Annotated in this window: 17 protein-coding genes; 9 read left to right on the forward strand and 8 right to left on the reverse strand. The window is 70.7% G+C overall.

The window, feature by feature from the left end:
- The first annotated feature begins 17 nt into the window (after window positions 1-17).
- The 4 genes from pdxH to HUO13_RS03435 all read left to right on the forward strand — a co-directional run bounded on the left by pdxH (window position 18) and on the right by HUO13_RS03435 (window position 4627).
- Window positions 18-686, forward strand: a complete 669-nt coding sequence (pdxH, locus tag HUO13_RS03420; protein WP_211900047.1) for a pyridoxamine 5'-phosphate oxidase — start codon at window positions 18-20, stop codon at window positions 684-686.
- 146 nt (window positions 687-832) lie between these two features.
- Window positions 833-2155, forward strand: coding sequence for an MFS transporter (locus tag HUO13_RS03425; protein WP_211900048.1), 1323 nt, complete (start codon window positions 833-835; stop codon window positions 2153-2155).
- A gap of 119 nt (window positions 2156-2274) precedes the next feature.
- Window positions 2275-3666, forward strand: coding sequence for an APC family permease (locus HUO13_RS03430; RefSeq protein ID WP_211900049.1), 1392 nt, complete (start codon window positions 2275-2277; stop codon window positions 3664-3666).
- A gap of 34 nt (window positions 3667-3700) precedes the next feature.
- Window positions 3701-4627 carry an aldose 1-epimerase family protein gene (locus HUO13_RS03435; protein ID WP_211900050.1) on the forward strand — a complete coding sequence of 309 codons (927 nt, stop codon included), beginning with the start codon at window positions 3701-3703 and terminating at the stop codon, window positions 4625-4627.
- Window positions 4628-4701: 74 nt separating this feature from the next.
- Here the strand turns inward: HUO13_RS03435 and HUO13_RS03440 are convergent, their stop codons facing one another.
- Complete coding sequence (locus tag HUO13_RS03440) at window positions 4702-4986, reverse strand: hypothetical protein (RefSeq protein ID WP_211900051.1); 285 nt, start codon at window positions 4984-4986, stop codon at window positions 4702-4704.
- Between the two features lie 129 nt (window positions 4987-5115).
- Between HUO13_RS03440 and HUO13_RS03445 the strand changes: the two genes are divergently transcribed.
- Complete coding sequence (locus HUO13_RS03445) at window positions 5116-5958, forward strand: helix-turn-helix domain-containing protein (RefSeq protein ID WP_211900052.1); 843 nt, start codon at window positions 5116-5118, stop codon at window positions 5956-5958.
- Entirely contained in the window at window positions 5955-6149 is a 195-nt protein-coding gene (locus tag HUO13_RS03450) for a DUF397 domain-containing protein (protein ID WP_211900053.1), read from the forward strand. Before HUO13_RS03445 ends, HUO13_RS03450 begins: the two co-directional genes overlap by 4 nt.
- A gap of 54 nt (window positions 6150-6203) precedes the next feature.
- On the opposite strand, the gene HUO13_RS03455 is transcribed toward HUO13_RS03450, so the two are convergent.
- Window positions 6204-7349, reverse strand: coding sequence for an acyl-CoA dehydrogenase family protein (locus HUO13_RS03455; protein ID WP_211900054.1), 1146 nt, complete (start codon window positions 7347-7349; stop codon window positions 6204-6206).
- 161 nt (window positions 7350-7510) lie between these two features.
- Here HUO13_RS03455 and HUO13_RS03460 point away from each other — a divergent pair, with 161 nt between their 5' ends.
- The 3 genes from HUO13_RS03460 to HUO13_RS03470 all read left to right on the forward strand — a co-directional run bounded on the left by HUO13_RS03460 (window position 7511) and on the right by HUO13_RS03470 (window position 11154).
- Window positions 7511-8173 carry a TetR/AcrR family transcriptional regulator gene (locus HUO13_RS03460; protein WP_211900055.1) on the forward strand — a complete coding sequence of 221 codons (663 nt, stop codon included), beginning with the start codon at window positions 7511-7513 and terminating at the stop codon, window positions 8171-8173.
- The gene (locus HUO13_RS03465) at window positions 8170-9099 is read left to right on the forward strand and encodes a carbohydrate kinase family protein (protein WP_211900056.1); all 930 of its coding nucleotides are present in this window, start codon (window positions 8170-8172) and stop codon (window positions 9097-9099) included. The genes HUO13_RS03460 and HUO13_RS03465 overlap by 4 nt, the downstream gene beginning before the upstream one ends.
- A gap of 750 nt (window positions 9100-9849) precedes the next feature.
- Window positions 9850-11154, forward strand: coding sequence for a citrate synthase (locus HUO13_RS03470; protein ID WP_211900057.1), 1305 nt, complete (start codon window positions 9850-9852; stop codon window positions 11152-11154).
- A 175-nt stretch (window positions 11155-11329) separates the two neighbouring features.
- Here HUO13_RS03470 and HUO13_RS03475 read toward each other — a convergent pair whose 3' ends face one another.
- From HUO13_RS03475 to HUO13_RS03500, 6 genes are all read right to left on the reverse strand, one after another.
- Entirely contained in the window at window positions 11330-12142 is an 813-nt protein-coding gene (locus tag HUO13_RS03475) for a TylF/MycF family methyltransferase (protein ID WP_211900058.1), read from the reverse strand.
- Window positions 12139-13452 (reverse strand): cytochrome P450 family protein, encoded by a 1314-nt coding sequence (locus HUO13_RS03480; protein WP_249124423.1) that lies wholly within the window; start codon window positions 13450-13452, stop codon window positions 12139-12141. The genes HUO13_RS03475 and HUO13_RS03480 overlap by 4 nt, the downstream gene beginning before the upstream one ends.
- A complete protein-coding gene (locus HUO13_RS03485; RefSeq protein WP_211900059.1) occupies window positions 13449-14600 on the reverse strand; it encodes a nucleotide disphospho-sugar-binding domain-containing protein in 1152 nt (383 codons plus the stop codon). The genes HUO13_RS03480 and HUO13_RS03485 overlap by 4 nt, the downstream gene beginning before the upstream one ends.
- A 16-nt stretch (window positions 14601-14616) precedes the next feature.
- Entirely contained in the window at window positions 14617-15801 is a 1185-nt protein-coding gene (locus HUO13_RS03490) for a class I SAM-dependent methyltransferase (RefSeq protein WP_211900060.1), read from the reverse strand.
- A gap of 263 nt (window positions 15802-16064) precedes the next feature.
- Window positions 16065-17240, reverse strand: coding sequence for an ABC transporter permease (locus tag HUO13_RS03495; RefSeq protein WP_211900061.1), 1176 nt, complete (start codon window positions 17238-17240; stop codon window positions 16065-16067).
- The gene (locus HUO13_RS03500) at window positions 17237-18133 is read right to left on the reverse strand and encodes an ABC transporter ATP-binding protein (RefSeq protein ID WP_211900062.1); all 897 of its coding nucleotides are present in this window, start codon (window positions 18131-18133) and stop codon (window positions 17237-17239) included. The genes HUO13_RS03495 and HUO13_RS03500 overlap by 4 nt, the downstream gene beginning before the upstream one ends.
- Window positions 18134-18154 lie beyond the last annotated feature (21 nt).

Here is an 18154-nt window from a genome sequence, read left to right on the forward strand (position 1 = left end):
TCAGGGAGGAAGAGCGGATGTCGGAGGCGAACTCCACCCCCACGGCCACGTTGCCGTCCATGCGAGTGTCCTACGAGGCGGGTTCGCTGGACGAAGGTTCGCTCGCCGGGACCTGGCACGAGCAGTTCGGGCTCTGGTTCGAGCAGGCCGTGCACGAGCCTTCGATCCACGAGGCCAACGCCATGGTGCTGGCCACCGCCGACGCCGACGGCCTGCCGTCCTCGCGGACGGTGCTGTGCAAGGGCTTCGACGCGCGGGGAGTGGTGTTCTTCACCAACTACACCTCGGCCAAGAGCCACGACCTGAAGGTGACCCGGTTCGCGGCGGCCACCTTCCCGTGGCTGGCGATGCAGCGCCAGGTCAACGTGCGGGGCACCGTGGAGAAGGTGAGCCAGGAGGAGACCGCCGAGTACTGGGCGGAGCGCCCGCGGGGCTCGCAGCTCGGCGCGTGGGCCTCGCCGCAGTCGCGGGTGGTCTCGGGCCGCCCGGCGCTGCAGTCGACGCTCAACGGCATCGAACGCCGGTTCGCCGACGCCGAGAAGGTCCCGGTCCCGCCGCACTGGGGCGGATGGCGGATCGTGCCGGAGTCGGTCGAGTTCTGGCAGGGCCGCCCCGACCGGCTGCACGACCGGCTGCGCTTCCGCAACAACGACGGCGCCTGGGTCGTGGAGCGCCTCGCCCCCTGAGCCGCTGGTTCGCTCGGCAGAGCCCCGCGACCGCCGTCGCGGGGCTCTCCCATCACCCGGACGGTCGTGCTCGGCGGCGAGTTCGGTCACACGTCCCCGGAAACCCCGATGCTGTTAGCCGCACTAACGGCTAGGGTCTTGCACTTGTGCAGGAGCGCAGCGGCGAGGCGGTGGCGGAACGGCGGACCCTCCGGTCCCGGCTCGGAAAGGTCTTCCTCGACACCCGGCCGCTCCGGTACCCGGCCTACCGCAGGCTGTGGATCTCCAACATCGTCACCTCGGTGGGCGCCCAGGTCAGCTCCGTCGCGGTGCCCAAGCAGGTCTACGACCTGACAAGTTCCTCGGCCTACGTCGGCCTGGCGGGCCTGTTCGGGCTGGTGCCGCTGCTGGTGTTCGGCCTGTGGGGCGGCGCGATCGCCGACACCGTCGACCGGCGCCGCCTGCTGCTGGTCACCAACGGCGGTCTCGCGGTCACGGCCGTGCTGCTGTGGCTCGTCGCCGCCGGAGGCGTCCGGTCGGTGTGGCTGGTGCTGGTGCTGTTCGCCGCGCAGCAGACCTTCTTCGCCGTGAACATGCCCACGCGCGGTGCCGCCATCGCGCGGCTGCTGCCGCTGCACCTGCTGCCGTCGGCGCAGGCGCTGGGCGCCACGGTCTTCCAGCTCGGCGCGATCACCGGGCCCCTGCTGGCGGGGATGCTGCTGCCGCTGCTGGGGCTGCCGGTGCTGTACCTGGTCGACGCGATCGCCCTGTGCGCGGCGCTGTGGGCGGTGCTGCGCCTGCCGCCGCTGCCGCCCAACGAGGGCGCGCCTGCCCGCGCCGGCCTGCGCTCGATCCTCGACGGCTTCCGCTACCTGACGCTGCACAAGGTGCTGCTGGCGTCGTTCCTGATGGACATCATCGCGATGGTGTTCGGGATGCCGCGCGCGCTGTTCCCGGAGATGGCCGAGCGGACCTTCGGCGACCCGCCGGGCGGGGGCGTGGCGCTGGGACTGCTGTTCGCGGCGATCCCGCTGGGCTCGTTCGTCTTCGGCGTCCTGTCCGGCTGGCTGCACCGCGTGCAGCGCCACGGCGTGGGCGTCACGCTCGGCGTCGTCGGCTGGGGGGTCGCCGTGATCGGCTTCGGGATGTCCGACGCCCTGTGGCTGGCGGTGCTGTTCCTCGCCATCGGAGGCGGCGCGGACCTGGTCAGCATGGTCTACCGCAGCGCGATGCTCCAGGCGGCCGCCACCGACGAGATGCGCGGCCGGATGCAGGGCGTGTTCACCGTCGTCGTCGCGGGCGGCCCGCGGCTGGCCGACGTGCTGCACGGCGCGGGCGGGGCGGTCGTCGGCACCGGCGCGGCGGTCGCGGGCGGCGGTGCGCTGGTCGTGTTCTTCGCCATCCTGGCGGTGTTGTGCCTACCCGCCTTCTGGCGTTATCGCGCTCCCCAGGAGAACGACGAACCGGCGGAGAAGGCCAACGCTGAGTAACCGGAGGCATACGTCACGGTGGCGATGGGCGTGTTGCTGAGGCCGGGCGGCAGCAACCAGTGCACTTTGTTCAGGGGTGGGCAGACAAGCGCCCGCCCCAACCTGCACACTGCTCAGCTATGGCCAACGAAACGACCGTGAACGACGACGCGCCCGGCGGTGCGCAGAACCCTGGCCTCAAGAAGGTCATGGGTCCGAAACTGCTGCTGTTCTTCGTGGTCGGGGACATCCTCGGGACCACGATCTACTCCCTGACCGGCAAGGTCGCCGGCAAGGTCGGCGGCGCGTTGTGGATCCCGTTCCTGGTCGCGTTCCTGGTGGCCTTCCTGACCGCCTTCAGCTACCTGGAACTGGTCGGCAAGTACCCGAAGGCGGGCGGCGCCCCGCTGTACGTGCACCGCGCCTTCGGCGTGCACTTCGTGACGTTCCTGATCGCCTTCGCGGTGATGTGCTCCGGCATCACCTCGGCGTCGTCGGCCGCGCAGGCGTTCAGCGGTGACTACCTGGAGGCCATCGTCCCGGGCGTCCCGGCGTGGCCGGTGGCGATCGGCTTCCTGCTGATCCTGGCCGGCATCAACCTCCGCGGCGTCGGCGAGTCGGTGAAGATGAACGTGGTGCTCACCTGCGTCGAGCTCACCGGTCTGCTGATCGTCATCGTCTTCGGCGCCTTTGCGATCTTCGGCGGCAGCAGCAACCCGGATCTGGTGCCCGACCCGAGCAGGCTCACCCAGTTCAACGCCGACACCTCGCCGCTGCTGGCGGTCACCTCGGCGACCGCGCTGGCGTTCTTCGCGATGGTCGGCTTCGAGGACTCGGTCAACATGGCCGAGGAGACCAAGGACCCGGCGAAGAACTTCCCGCGCGCGCTGCTGATGGGTCTGAGCATCACCGCGGCCATCTACCTGATCATCGCGCTGATCACCTCGACGCTGGTGCCCACCGACGAGCTCGCCGAGTCCGACGGCCCGCTGCTGCTGGTCGTGCAGGCCGCCGCGCCGTGGTTCCCGCCGATCCTGTTCTCGGCGATCGCGCTGTTCGCGGTCACCAACACCGCGCTGATCAACATGCTGATGGCCAGCAGGCTGGTCTACGGCATGGCCCAGGAGAAGATCATCCCGAAGCAGTTCGGCGCGGTGCACCGCACCCGTCAGACGCCGTGGGTGTCGATCCTGTTCACCAGCATCATCGCGATGGTCCTGGTCAGCTCGCTGGACATCTCCGACCTCGGCAGCACCACCTCGCTGCTGCTGCTCGCGGTTTTCGCCGTCGTCAACGTCGCGGTCCTGGTGCTGCGCAAGGACAAGGTCGAGCACGATCACTTCAAGGCCCCCACCTGGGTGCCCGTGCTCGGCGCGCTGAGCTGCGCCTTCTTCGCCAGCCCGCTGTCGGGGCGGCCGGTCGACGAGTACCTCATCGCGGGTGCGCTGCTGGGAATCGGCGTGATCTTCTGGGTGATTAACTACTTCGTCACCGGCAAGACACGATTCGACGCCGCCAAGCTCAGCAAGTAGGCCGCCGGGCCGGTGGCCGGAATACAGTGGTCACGTGAATGATCCAGTTCCCGCCACCGGCCGGCAGTTCGAGATCGCCCATGGCGCCGCGCGGGCCGTCGTCACCGAGGTCGGCGCGGCGCTTCGCGCGTTCGAGGTCGGCGGGGTGCCGTACTCGGAGACCTACGGGCCCGACGAGCAGCCGCCTTCGGCGGCGGGAGCGGTGCTGGTGCCGTGGCCCAACCGGGTCGCCGACGGGCACTGGACGCTGGACGGCGAGCCGCAGCAGCTCGCGCTCTCCGAGCCTGCGCGGCACAACGCCATCCACGGCCTGCTGCGGCACGCGCCGTGGCGGCTGGTCGAGCACGCCGAGTCCACGGTCGTGCTGCACGCGATGGTGGTGTCGCAGCCGGGCTGGCCGGTGCCGCTGCTGACCTCCATCGGCTACACCCTCGACGACGACGGGCTCACCGTCACCCACACCGTGGAGAACCTCGGCGCCCGCGCCACGCCCTTCGGCGTCGGCGTGCACCCCTACCCGCGGGCGGGGCACGCCGAGACCGACGACTGCGTCCTGCGGCTGGCGGCCTCCAGCGTGCTGCCGGTCGACCCGGAGCGGCTGCTGCCCACCCGGCCGCCCAGAGCGCTGCAGGGCGACGAGATCGAGTTCCGCACCGGGCGCAGGCTCGCGGGCGTCCTGCTCGACACCGCCTTCGGCGGCGCCGCGCCCGCCCCGGACGACCCGCGGGAGCGCATCCGCCACACCCTCACCGACCCCACCGGCCACGGCGTGGAGCTGTGGGCGGACCCGGTGTTCAAGTGGGTGCAGGTCTACACCGCCGACGACTTCCCCGGGCGGGGACGGGCGGTCGCCATCGAGCCGATGACCTGCCCCCCGGCCGCCCTCAACTCCGGCGAGGACCTGCTCGTCCTCCAGCCCGGCGAAACCTGGATCGCCTCCTGGGGCCTCCGGCCTCTCTGACCTGAACTCGCCTGTCATGACCCGTGAGTCTTTGGGGGTCGCTATATATAGCGACCCCCAAAGACTCACGGGTTCTAGAAGTCCCAAACGGTCGAGTGGAAGCCCTTGCGCTCGTACTCGGCAGCGCATTCCGGGCACTGCTCGGTGATCCCGCGCGTCCGCGGCTCGGAGTTCAGCGGAGTCGGACACGGTATCTTCACCGCGAGGCCGCACAGGGCCGTGACGGCGGTGCCCGCAGGCCAGCGGCCGGGCTTGTCGGTGATGCCGTGCCGCACCCGGCACAGCGCCGGGACGATCCAGTAGACGACGTCGTCCCGCAGCGCCAGCAACGCCGCCGGATCGCGCTCGAATGGCCACACGGCACTACCCCCGGTGCTTCGGTCCTGCTCACTCTCTGCTGCCCTGAAGATTCTCAGTAGAGATGAGAACTCTCAATTACGCGATCGGGCGATCATCGCGGCGCGTGATCGCACCCTTACGCTGCACGCATGGTCAACACACCCCGTGCTCATGCCTTGGCGAAGGAGCTTCGCGTCGCACGCAAGGCGCTCGGGCTGACCCTCGAACAGCTCGCGGCGGAGGTCGGACTGTCGCGTGCGAAGGTCAGCCGCATCGAGAACGCGAAGCAAGGCATCACCGAAGCCGATGTAGCAACCCTGTTGGCCGGGCTTCGGATCAAGGGCGACGAACGCGAGCAACTGCTGAAGATGGCGCGGGAGCTGGACCAACCGGCGTGGTGGGAGCTGCACAAGGGTCTGGCCGCCCAGATCACGGGCCTGATCGACGCGGAACAACGGGCTGCTCGCATCACGGAGGTGACGTCTTCGTACGTGCCCGGCTTGCTGCAAACCCGGGACTACTCACGGGCTATCTTCGAGTCCGGCTACAAGACGGGCCCGGAGATCGACGAGGCGGTCAACATCAGGCAGGTCCGCCAAGGCGTTCTGTACAAGACCAGCCCGGCTGACCTGGTGGTGTTCATGGACGAAGCTGTGCTGCATCGTCCGGTAGGAGGTCCCGCCGTCGCTGCGGAACAGTTCAGCCACGTTCTCAAGGCGGCCGAACGCCCGAACATCGTCGTGCGAGTTGTTCCGATGAGGCTCGGGGCGCACAAGGGTCTCGACGGAGGTTTCATGCTGCTTGAAACCGAGCGAGGTGGCACGGCCATCTACGTGGAAGCGCAGAACGCGGGCTTGGTCCTCACTGATCCTGAAGAGGAGTCACCTTTCCGTCGCACGATCGCTAGGATCGAAGAGGTGGCGCTGCCACCGGACGAATCAGCCAAGCTCATCGCCGCATGCGCGGCTCGGTTCGAGGGGCGAGAGACATGACCCACGCATTGGCCGGCTGGCGCAAGAGCAGCCGTAGCGGTGACAGCACCGCATGCGTCGAGATCGGGTTCGCTCCAGGGGTTGTCGGGGTCCGCGACACGAAGGACCGCCAGGGCGGGACTATTGCCTTGAGCGCGGCCGCCTGGGCGCGGTTCGTCGACGCGCTCAAGGCTGACCGCTACGGAACCTGATCCCTGTTGTGCTCGAGCGCTGGCGGGTAGTGAGGCGGGCGCCCCCGCCGCCCCTCAGCCCTTCGCCAGGTGGCGGCCGATGAGCATGCGCTGGATCTGGTTGGTGCCTTCGAAGATCTGCAGCACCTTGGCTTCGCGCATGTAGCGCTCGGCGGGGAAGTCGCGGGTGTAGCCGACACCGCCGAGGACCTGCACCGCGTCGGTGGTCACCTTCATCGCCGCGTCGGTGGCGACCAGCTTGGCCACCGACGCCTGCATGCCGAACGGCAGGCCGGCGTCGCGGCGCCGGGCGCCGTCGAGGTAGGTGGCGCGGGCCGAGTGGACGGCCGCGGCCATGTCGGCGAGCAGGAACTCCAGGCCCTGGAACTCGATGATCGGCCGCCCGAACTGCTCGCGCTGCCTGGCGTAGTCGACGGCGAGGTCCAGCGCGGCCTGGGCGAGGCCGACGGCGCAGGCGGCGATGCCGAGCCGGCCCGAGTCGAGCGCGGCGAGCGCGATCTTGAGCCCGTCGCCCTCGGCTCCGACGAGCCGCTCGGCGGGCACCCGCGCGCCGTCGAAGCGCAGCTCGGTCGTGGGTGAACCGGTGAGCCCCATCTTGTGCTCGGGCGTGCCCGCCGACAGGCCGGGCGTCGTGCCGTCGACCAGCAGGCAGCTGATGCCCCGCGGACCGTCGTCGGAGGTCCGCGCCATCAGGGTGTAGAAGTCGGCGACGCCGCCGTGGGTGATCCACGACTTGGTGCCGGTCACCTCGTACGCGTCGTCCGCGCGCACCGCGCGCGTGCTCAGCGCCGCCGCGTCGGAGCCCGCGTGCGACTCCGACAGCGCGTACCCGCCGAGCGTCCGGCCGCCGATCATGTCGGGCAGCCATTTCTCCCGCTGTTCATCGGTGCCGAAGTGGGCCAGCGGGAAGCACGCCATGGTGTGCACCGACAGGCCGACGCCCACCGTCATCCAGGCGCTGCTGATCTCCTCCAGTGCCTGCAGGTAGACCTCGTACGGCTGCTCGCCGCCGCCGTACTGCTCCGGGTAGGGCAGGCCGAGCAGGCCGGACTTGCCGAGCAGCTCGAAGACCTCCCGCGGGAAGGTACCCGCGGCCTCGTGCCCGGCGGCGGCCCCTGCGAGCTCGTCGCGGGCGATCTCCCTGGTCAGGGCGAGCAGGTCGGTTGCTTCGGGGGTGGGAAGCAGGCGGTCGGCAGGCATCACGGTTCGCGCTCCTGGTGCCGGTGCGGCAACGACGTCGACACCGGGAGGCGCATCAACATCGATACCGGAAACTGTACTGTGGGACTCTCCAGAGTACTGATACTCGGCCCGGAGGGGAATCGCACCGTGGTGGTACCGGGCTGTGGCAGTCTCGGGCGATGACCACCTCCGACCGCTCGCTCGTAGGCGGGCCCCGCCGCAGGCAGGCGGGGTCGCGGCAGGTCAGCCCCCGGCGGGCGGAGCTGCTCGACCGGTTGCGCGACCTGTTCCTGGCCGAGGGCTTCGCGCACCTGACGCTCGACGACCTCGCAGGCCGCCTGCACTGCTCGAAGTCGACGCTCTACACGCTGGCCGGCAGCAAGGAACAGCTCGCCGTGCGCGTGGTGGGCCACTACTTCAAGACCGCGACCGCCTTCGTCGAGGGCCGCGTCGAGACGGTGACCGACGTCCGCGACCGCATGCGCGTGTACCTTGATGCCGCAGCAGAGGCGCTGCGGCCGGCATCCCGCGAGTTCATCGAGGACATGGCGGCCAACTCCGCGACCAGGGCCACCTACGAGGCCAACGCGCACGCCGCGGCGGACCGCGTCCGCCGCTACATCCGGGACGGCGTCCGCGAGGGCGTCTTCCGCGAGGTGCACGCCGCGCTGGTCGCCGAGATGGTCGGCCGGACGATCAGCGGCATCCAGAGTGGCGAGATCGGTGAGCGCACCGGGCTGTCGGACGCGGAGGCGTTCGCGGCGCTTTCGCAGTTCCTGCTCGGCGGGCTGTCGGCGGAGCAGGGCGACAACGGGCGCGACCACAGTACGGAGGAAAAGTGATCGTCATCGGCGGAGAGGCCCTCGTCGACCTCGTCCCTGATCAGTCCACCGCGGAGGGCGAGCTCGGACCGCTGCACCCGCGGCTGGGCGGAGGCCCGTACAACGTCGCGATCGCGCTGGGCAGGCTCGGTGTGCCGGTGGGCTTCTTCGCGCGGGTCTCCACCGACCAGTTCGGCGACAAGCTTGTCGAGCGGCTGCACGACTCCAATGTGGACACCTCGCTGGTGCAGCGCGGCCCGCAGCCGACGACGCTGGCCGTGGTGGGGCTGGCGGAGGACGGTTCGGCCCGCTACAGCTTCCACACCGCCGACACCGCCGTGCGGTTCGTCGAGGATCAGGAGCTGCCCGCCGAGACGTCGGCGGTCGCCTTCGGCACGCTGGCCATGGTGCTGGAGCCCGCCGCGTCGGTGTACGAGAAGGTGCTGTTCCGCGAGGCCGAGCGCGGCCGCTTCGTCGCCCTGGACCCCAACATCCGGGCGGACCTGATCGAGGACCCCGCCGCCTACCGGGAGCGCTTCGCGAGCTGGCTGCCCGCCGTGAGCCTGCTGAAGGTGTCCGAGGAGGACGCCGAGTGGCTGGCCGGTGACGAGGACCTGGCGACGGCGCTTCGCCGCTGGCAGCAGGCCGGTCCGGCGGCCGTGGTCATGACCAGGGGCGCGGAGGGGCTGACGGTGCTCACCGCCTCCGGCGAGGTGTTCGAGGTGCCCGGCGTGCGGGCCGAGGTCGCCGACACGATCGGCGCGGGCGACACCGTGCAGGCGGCGCTGCTGGGCTGGCTGCACCGCAACGACGCCCTTTCGGTCGACGCCGTCCGCGCCCTCGGCCGCGAGGACTGGGAGCGGGCTCTGCGGTTCGCGGCGTCCGCCGCCGCCGTCACCGTGTCGCGACCGGGCGCGGAGCCGCCGTTCGCCTCCGAGGTGGACTGAGCGCGGCCCCGGCGGGCGCAGCTCAGGGCGTACGTGCGGCGGGGCGAGTGCGCTCGTCCCCGCACGTTTGCGCCCGCCCCATCCGCCCTTACCCCGCACGAGGGCACGGCACCGCACGGACGGCCGTTCCGCGCGGTGCCATGCGGCGCCGCGGTGACCGGCGTCCCGCGGGCGGTTCGACGCCCGCTGCGTGCCGTCGGTCCTCGATGGCCGTCCGATGTGACCGGAGCGGTACCCGGCGTGACCGTCGCTGCGGGCCGACGACGTCACGGTGAGCGACCACACCCGACCGCCCTCGCCGCGGGCGCGCTGCGACCGCCGGAGGCACGGCTGAGCTGAACGCACCACGACACTTTCGGGCGTACGTGCGTGTGTGATGCCACCGTTATGGTGTCGGGCACGCTCCGGCGCCTGGACGAGTGCGGGTACCCGCTATCGGAGGCGCGCACTGGTCACAGCGGTGGTCTGAACCGGTTTCGGAGGGTTGAAATCGGGGCATGCCGAACGCGTGCGATCGATGTGATCGTGGTCCCACCTGCCCAAAAGGGCAAACCCGATTGCTGCGCGAGGCCCCTCCTGCGGTCTAGCGTGACTACCGACAGGACCCCAACGGGGTGGTGCTGCGGCGGCTCGGACACCCCGGCCGGCGCATGTGCGCGATCGACAACGCAGCCCCCGGACAGCACGGCCGCCCGGGGCGCGGGTCGTCGGCGACGCAAGCCGCCCCTGACGAGCGCGAGAGGTTCCCGAATGCCCGACGACGCGACCACCAAACGTACCGTCGCGCTGCGCTACGACGGCGGCGAGCATGAAATGCAGGTGACGCAGCCAACCGAGGGCGCGCCTGGTGTGGATCTCGGCAAGCTGCTGGCCCAGACCGGTTTGGTGACGTTGGATCCGGGATTCGTCAATACGGCGGCCTGCACCTCCGACATCACCTACATCGACGGTGACGCCGGCATCCTGCGCTACCGCGGTTACCCGATCGAGGAGCTCGCGGCGAAGTCGAACTTCATCGAGGTTTCCTACCTGCTGATCTACGGCGAGCTGCCGACCCAGCAGCAGTACGAGGACTTCGCCGAGCGCATCCGCAGGCACACCCTGCTGCACGAGGACCTCAAGCAGTTCTTCGACGGCTTCCCGCGCGACGCGCACCCGATGCCCGTGCTGTCCTCGGCGGTCTCGGCGCTGTCCACCTTCTACCAGGACAGCCTCAACCCGTTCGACGCCAACCAGGTCGAGCTGTCCACGGTCCGGCTGCTGGCCAAGCTGCCGACCATCGCGGCCTACGCCTACAAGAAGTCCGTGGGCCAGCCGTTCCTCTACCCGGACAACTCGCTCGGGCTGGTGGAGAACTTCCTGCGGATGACCTTCGGCTTCCCGGCCGAGCCCTACGAGGTCGACCCGACGCTGACCCGCGCCCTCGACCTGCTGTTCATCCTGCACGCCGACCACGAGCAGAACTGCTCGACCTCGACCGTGCGGATGGTCGGCTCCTCGGAGGCCAACCTGTTCGCCAGCATCTCGGCGGGCATCAACGCCCTGTTCGGCCCGCTGCACGGCGGCGCCAACAGCGCGGTGCTGGAGATGCTGGAGGGCATCCACCGCAACGGCGGTGACGTCGACTCGTTCGTCAACCGCGTCAAGAACAAGGAGCCCGGCGTCAAGCTGATGGGCTTCGGGCATCGGGTCTACAAGAACTACGACCCGCGCGCGGCGATCATCAAGAAGACCGCCGACGAGGTGCTCGGCAAGCTCAGCGCGAACGACCCGCTGCTGGACATCGCGCTCAAGCTGGAGGAGAAGGCGCTGGCCGACGACTACTTCGTCGAGCGCAAGCTCTACCCGAACGTCGACTTCTACACCGGCCTGATCTACAAGGCGATGGGCTTCCCGACGAAGTTCTTCACCGTGCTGTTCGCGCTCGGCCGCCTGCCCGGCTGGATCGCGCACTGGCGGGAGATGCTCGAGGACCCGGCCCGCAAGATCAGCCGGCCGCGCCAGGTCTACACCGGCGAGGCGGAGCGGGCCTACACGCCGATCGCTCAGCGCTGAGGTGACGACCGGCGCTGACCCGGTCTGAATCCTTCTCGTAACCGTTCGCGCTCCGGGGCGGCGCACCCGCCGCCCCCACGCATCACGGCCCCGGTGCCCAGGCCTACCAGCCTGGAACCCGGGGCCGCTTCGCGTCCGGGGGGATTCGCCGTTTTTGTGGATCGGAGGCGGGCCCTCAGCACTCGCGACGCCAGTAGACGCCCATGTAGTCGATCCACTCGACGGGTTCGTGGATGCCGTTGACCCGGCGGAACTCGCGCACCGCGGCGCGGCACGGCGGCAGGGCGTAGTCGTCGACGATGACGAAGCCGCCCCGGGAGAGCCTGGGGTAGAGGTGCACCAGGGCGTCCATCGTCGACTCGTAGAGGTCGCCGTCGAGCCGGAGGACCGCGAGCTCGGAGACCGGGGCGTCCGGCAGGGTGTCGGCGAACCAGCCGGGCAGGAACCGCACCTGCTCGTCGAGCAGTCCGTAGCGCCGGAAGTTGTCCCGCACCACCTCCAGCGGGATTCCGAGCACCTCGTTCATCCGGTGCAGCGCGAGCTCCCGGTCGAGCTCGTTGGCGCTGCCGTCGGTGTCGGGCATCCCCTCGAAGGAGTCGGCCACCCACACCTGGCGGCCGGTGATGCCGTGCGCGGCGAGGAAGGCCCGCATGAAGATGCACGAGCCGCCCCGCCAAACCCCGGTCTCGGCGAGGTCGCCGGGCACGTCGTCGGCGACCACCCGCTCCAGGCATTCGTGCAGGTTGTCCAGCCGCTTGCGCCCGATCATGGTGTGGGCGACCGACGGCCAGTCCAGGCCGTTGCGGCGGCGTTCCGCGTCGAAGCGGGGGTTGCCGCCCGCGTTGGCGTGGTCGAGCCGGTGGGTGACGTCCTCGTAGATGACGTTGGTGAGGACCCTCTTCATCAGCTCCAGGTACCGCGCGCCGTTGGCGTCCGGCGACCCCGCCCGCTCCCGCGCGTCCGGCCGCGAGAGCCCGGCGGCGCTCATGCGTGCACCCGCGCGGCACCGGCGCGGCTGCGGTCGCACACCTCTTCGCCCGCCGGGTCGAAGCGGACCGGGAGGCGTTGCAGTCCGCGCAGGATGTTGCTGGCGCGCCAGGGGATCTCCGCCGCGGGTTCGGCGAGCCGCAGCCCGGGCAGCCCGCGCAGCAGCGCGCGGATGGCGATGCGGCCCTCCATCCGGGCCAGCGGCGCGCCGAGGCAGTAGTGGATGCCGTGGCCGAAGGACAGGTGCGCCGACGGGGGCCGTGTGATGTCGAGCCGGTCGGCATCGGGGAACTGCCGCTGGTCGCGGTTGGCGGCCGGGACCAGCACGTTGACGATGCTGCCCGCCGGGATCTCGGTGCCCGTCACCTCGATGTCGGTCGTCGTGACGCGCAGCGTCGTCTTGCTGATCGGCGGTTGGAACCGCAGCAGTTCCTCCACCGCGCCGTCGATCAGCTCCGGGCGGTCGCGGAGCAGGGCGAGCTGGTCGGGGTGCTGGAGCAGCGCGTGCACGCCGTTGCCGATCAGGTTCACCGTGGTCTCGTGGCCGGCGATGATCAGCAGCAGCACGGTGGCGACGAGCTCGTTCTCCGACAGCCGGTCGCCGTCGTCGCGGACGCTGACCAGCTCGTCGAGCAGCGTCTCGGCCGGTGCGCTGGCCAGCCACTCCCGGCTGCGCCGCACCAGCTCGGTCACGTGCTCGCCCAGGTGCTGCGCGGCGACCATGCGGTCGGTGCCCTGCTCGCGCGGCGCGGTCATCGACTCGGTCCAGCGCTGGAAGATCCGGTAGGAGTCGGGCGGGAGGCCGAGGACGCGCGCGATCACACCGAACGTGAAGGGGTAGGCGAACTGCGGGAGCAGGTCGGCTTGGCCCGCGGGCAGCATCGAGGCGACCAGCTCGTCGGCGAGCCGCTGGGTGGCGGGGCGCAGCCGGTCGATGGTGGCCGGCGAGAACGCCTTGCCCACCAGCCCGCGCAGCCTGGTGTGGTCAGGCGGGTCGCAGTTGAGGAGGTTGTCGAGCAGGTTGTCGCCGTACTCGGCGAACATCGACCTGCCGCCCGCGCGCAGCGCCTCGCCCAGCCGCCGGGAGTCCTTGCTCAGCCTGCTGTCCCCGAGTGCGGCCCGCGCCTCGGGGAACGCGCTGATCTGCCAGGTCACCAGGCCGCCGGGGCGTTCGTCGCGGTGCACCGCGACGTGCGGGCAGGCAGCCGCGGGGCCGTGGCGGGACTCGGGCGGGGTGGTCCGGGACTGGTCGGGCTGCACTGCGGGGTCCTTTCTGGTGGTGTCGGCTCGTCCTCCGCCGGGGCTGGTCATGCCGCCGCGTCCTCGACGGTCGCCTCGAACAGCGGCACCAGGTCGGCCGGAGCGGGCTGCGCGGCGATCTCGTCGGCGATCTTGCAGGTGCCGGCGCGCATGCCGTCGTCGGTCAGCACCGCGTGCAGCGTGCGTTCGATGCGGGTCGCGTCGTCCCGGGCGTTGAGCACCGCCGCCAGGTGCAGCGACCGCAGGCGGTCGGCGTTTACGAAGTGGTCGCTCTGGTGCGGGAAGACGAGCTGCGGGAGCCCGTGGCACAGAGCGGTGAGCATCGTGCCGGAGCCGCCGTGGTGGACCAGCGCGTCGCAGCTCGCCAGCACCTGGTCGAGCGGCAGCCGCCCGGCGGCCAGCAACGCCGGGTGCGCGTCGACCGGCGGTTCGTTCGCGGCCAGCACGACCTCGGCGCCCAGCCGGTGCGCCGCGTCCAAGACCCGCTCGGCCAGCCCGGACACGCCCTCCCCGGCCAGCAACGTGCCGAAGGTGATGCAGAGCCGCGGAACCCCCGACCTCGGCGGCAGCGCGGGCCGCTCCGCGCGGCCGTTGTAGGGCACGTAGCGGGAGCGGTGGACGGGCGGCGCGTCCGCGTTCTGGAAGCTGGGCGGTACCGGGTCGATCGTGAGCACGCGACTGGGGCGCGCGCGGGCTTCGAAGCGGGCGAAGAGGTCGCCGAAGATCCTGCGCAGCTCGTGCCTCGCCGAGGCGGGCGCGGCCAGGCCCCACCAGTGCTCGGCGAACGGCACACCGGTGCGGGCGCAGGCGAGCACGCCGGTGAGGTCGGCCATGTCGCGCAGGACCACGTCCGGGCGCCAGTCGCGGACCAGAGCCTCGGTGCCGGGCAGGGTCCGCTCGACGAGGTCGGTGAGCGGGGACCGCTCGTCGGCGCCGGTGGCGAAGTCGTGCAACGAGCCGAGGATGGCGTGGTCGCCGCCGAACCACGGCACCCGCTTCATCCGCTCCAGGAGGTCCGCCAGGCCGATGGGCCCGTCGGACACCGCCGCCACCGGCAGACCCGTGGCGGTCGCCTCCGGCACGAGGTCGCTCGGTGCGGCGACGAGCACGTCGTGACCGGCGCAGCGCAGCGCCCACGCGAACGGGACGAGCGGGTACAGGTGACCCGCGGCGGGCAGGCTGCTCAGCAGCACGCGCATTCGAAAGCTCCCTGGCTCAACGGGTCGTGGCGGCGGCGAGGGACTGGCTCGGCGTCTTCGTCCAGAGCGGGATCCCGCCTTCGGCGTTCACGCCCTTCTCGATGAAAGCGAGATTCCGGTAGATGTGCAGCGCCACCGTCCGGTCGTCCACACCGGGCAGCGGCACCCCGCCGGAATCGCCTCTTTCCTCGTAGTGCAGTCCGTCGAGCAACTGGGTCAGCAGACCGAGCGCGGTTCCGGAACCGCGCACCGGCGCGTCGGTTCCGCCGTATTCGGGCCAGTACGAGGTGTAGAGGTCTTCTATGACGTAGAAGCCGCCGGGGCGGATGTGCGGGAACAGCGCGTGGAAGGAGGTGAGCTGGTGCTCGCCGACGTGGCTGCCGTCGTCCACGACGATGTCGAACGGCCCCAGTTCCTCGGCGATGCCGGTCAGGTACGCGGGGTCGTTCTGGTCGCCGCACAGGGTGCGGATGCGGGCGCTGTCGAGAAAGGACTTGTCGTAGATGTCGAGCCCGTGCACCAGGCCCCGCCGGAAGTAGCGCTTCCACATCTTCAGCGATCCGCCGCCGAAGCCGTCGACGTCGTAACCGCCGATCCCGATCTCCAGCAGTCGCACCGGTTCGTCGCGCAGGTCTGCGAAGTGCCGTTCGTAATGCGGGGTGTACCAGTGCAGGCCGCCCCACTTGTCGGTGCCGTAGCGGATCGCGAGCGAGTTGAGGCTCGTCGAGCCGCCGGAGCAGGCTTCGGCGAGTGCGCTGATGGCGCGGTGCACCGAAGCCATCCGGCGTGCCGAGTCGATGTCGAGCCTGCCGTCGGAGAACGGGGAGGAGTAGGTGAGCTCGCTGCGGCGGGCCGCTGCACCGCGCGGGCGCCGCGGGCCGAACAGTTCGTTCGCCAGGTCGACGACGTCGAAGCTGAACCGCGCGTCGGGCTGGTGGTCGGGGTCGTCGGCCACCGTCGGGCGGCGACCCCGCACCAGCGCGATCGGATACCGCACCAGCGTGGCTCCGTCGGTGATTTCCAGCTCCACCACCACGGGCTCGGAATTGGAGACGTCGCACCGGAAAAGCACTTCGTCCAGAAGTACCCGGCACACCTCGTGGAAACCGATTTCGGCCGTGGTGCGGCGGAGTTCCCGCTCCCGTCCGCGGGTGGCGAGAATGATGTGCTCGGCGATATCCGTGTGGTCCTGGTCGTGCAAGTCTGACTCCCGAATTCGGATGTGTTCACCGACCTGGTCGTGCGCGGGAGAAGTGCCATTTCGGCTGGACCGGAACAGGTGCGCCACTGCAATCATTCCCCGCGTCGGGCCGCCAGATCACCCGCAGGATTGGAGCATGATCGGCGCGGGCAGCCCAGGTCTGCCCGCGTTCTTCACACAAACTAGTTATTCTGCGCACGGGTGTGGCGATGCGAACGGGTGATCGCCGCGATTGCCGAATTTCGACCGGTTCGCCGCGGTCGTCAGGAACGCCGGAGTGCGTCTCCGAGGCGGACCCGGGCGCCGGTCCGCAGCACGGCGCCGGCGTACACCCGGCCGCCGAGCCGCAGCAGCGCGGCCGTCGTGACCAGCGTCAGCACGACCGACACGACGAGCTCCCACGGCGCGGCGACGCCCAGCGCCGCGCGCATCGGCATGAGCACCGGGGAGAAGCCGGGAACCAGCGACAGCACAGCGCCTGTGGTGCTGTCGGGGTCGCCCGGCAGCACCGAGACCGCGACGACGAACGGCAGCACGAGCAGCACGCTCACCGGGCTCACGACGCTCTGCAACTCCTCCTGGCGCGACACCAGCGATGCGGCCGCGGCCAGGATCGTGGCGAAGAAGAAGTACCCGAGCACGAACCACGCCAGCGTCAGCGCCAGCGAACCGGCCAGCGCGCCGCTCGGCAGCGTGACCGCCCCGGCGCCCGCCGCCGCGGCCAGGCCGGTGCCGGAGATGATGCCGAACTGCAGGAGGCCGACCAGCCCGATGCCGATCACCTTGCCGGTCAGCAACTGCCCAGGGCGGATGGTGGACAGCAGGATCTCCACGACCCGGCTGGACTTCTCCTCGACCACGCCCTGCGCGACCGTCTGCCCGGCCATGATCAGGAACATGTAGAGCATCAGCCCGGCCGCCACGGCGACGCCGAGGCGCTCACCCCGCTGCGGGTCGGGCTGTTCGAGGCTGGTGACCAGCACCTGCGCACTGTCCATGGTGGAGCGCACCGCTGCCGGGTCGAGTCCGGACTTGGCGAGCTCGGCATCCAGCGCCTGCTGCTTGGCGATGGTGTCCAGCGCGCCCGCCAGCTCCGGGTCGGCCTGCTGTTCGACGACCAGCCGCAGCGCGTCGGGGGCACCGGTGACCAGCGCGTCCAGCTCACCGTCACGCAGCCGCTCCAGGCCGGCGGACTCGTCGTCGACGTCGAGGACCTCCACGGCCCTGCCGCGCTCGTCGGAGACCACCCGCAGCTGCTCGGCGACGGCGGTGGCCTGCCCGGCCACGCCGACCTTGGTCGTCTGGTTGGCGCCGACGAACATCGTCACCGCGACGTAGAGGCCGAGGATGGCGATCGTGACCAGCGTGCCCACGACGAAGGAGCGCGTCCGGACCCGCGTGACGACCTCGCGCCGGGCGACCAGCCACACCGCGCTCATCGGGTCTCCTCGGTGACGACGTTGTGGAACAGCTCGGTCAGCGTGGGCCGCAGCCGCCGGAACTCCCGCACCGGCCCGGACGCCACCGCGGCGCGGAGCACGTCCTGGTCGTCGGTGCCGTCGGTCAGCTCCAGGGTCGTGCGGTCGTGGTCGACGCCCACGACCCGCACGCCCAGCAGGTCCCGCGCCCACGCGCCACCACCGTCCGGGCCGTCGACGACCAGCCGCGGCGGACCCGCATCGCGCAGCTCGGCGACGGTGCCGCAGGCGACCATCCGGCCGTCGCGGACGATCCCGACGCGGTCGCACAACCGCTGGACCAGGTCGAGCTGGTGACTGGAGAAGACCACCGGCACACCGGCCGCGCAGCGCTCCCGCAGCACCTCGCTCATCACCTCCACGGCCACCGGGTCGAGCCCGGAGAACGGCTCGTCGAGGACCAGGACCTCGGGGTCGTGCACCAGCGCCGCCGCGAGCTGCACCCGCTGCTGGTTGCCGAGGCTGAGCTTCTGCACCTCTTCGTCGCGGCGCTCGGACAGACCGAGACGCCCGGTCCACAACTCGGCAGCCTCGGCGGCACGCGCGCGGGACATGCCGTGCAGCTCACCGAGATAGGCGAGCTGGTCGGCGACACGCATCTTCGGGTAAAGACCCCGCTCCTCGGGCATGTAGCCGATCCGGCGGCGCGCATCCAGGTCCAGCGGCATCCCGTTCCACCGCACCTCACCGGAGTCGGCGGCCAGCACCCCGAGCGCGATCCGCATGGTGGTCGTCTTGCCCGCCCCGTTGCTGCCGACGAACCCGAACATCTCGCCCGCGTGCACGGAGAACGTCATCCCCTCCAGCGCCACGACGTCCCCGTAGCGCTTGGAGACGCTGTCGACCTCCAGCACCTTCGCTCCCCTGTCGCACAC

Origin of the sequence: Saccharopolyspora erythraea (assembly GCF_018141105.1) — a bacterium.
Lineage (GTDB): Bacteria > Actinomycetota > Actinomycetes > Mycobacteriales > Pseudonocardiaceae > Saccharopolyspora_D > Saccharopolyspora_D erythraea_A.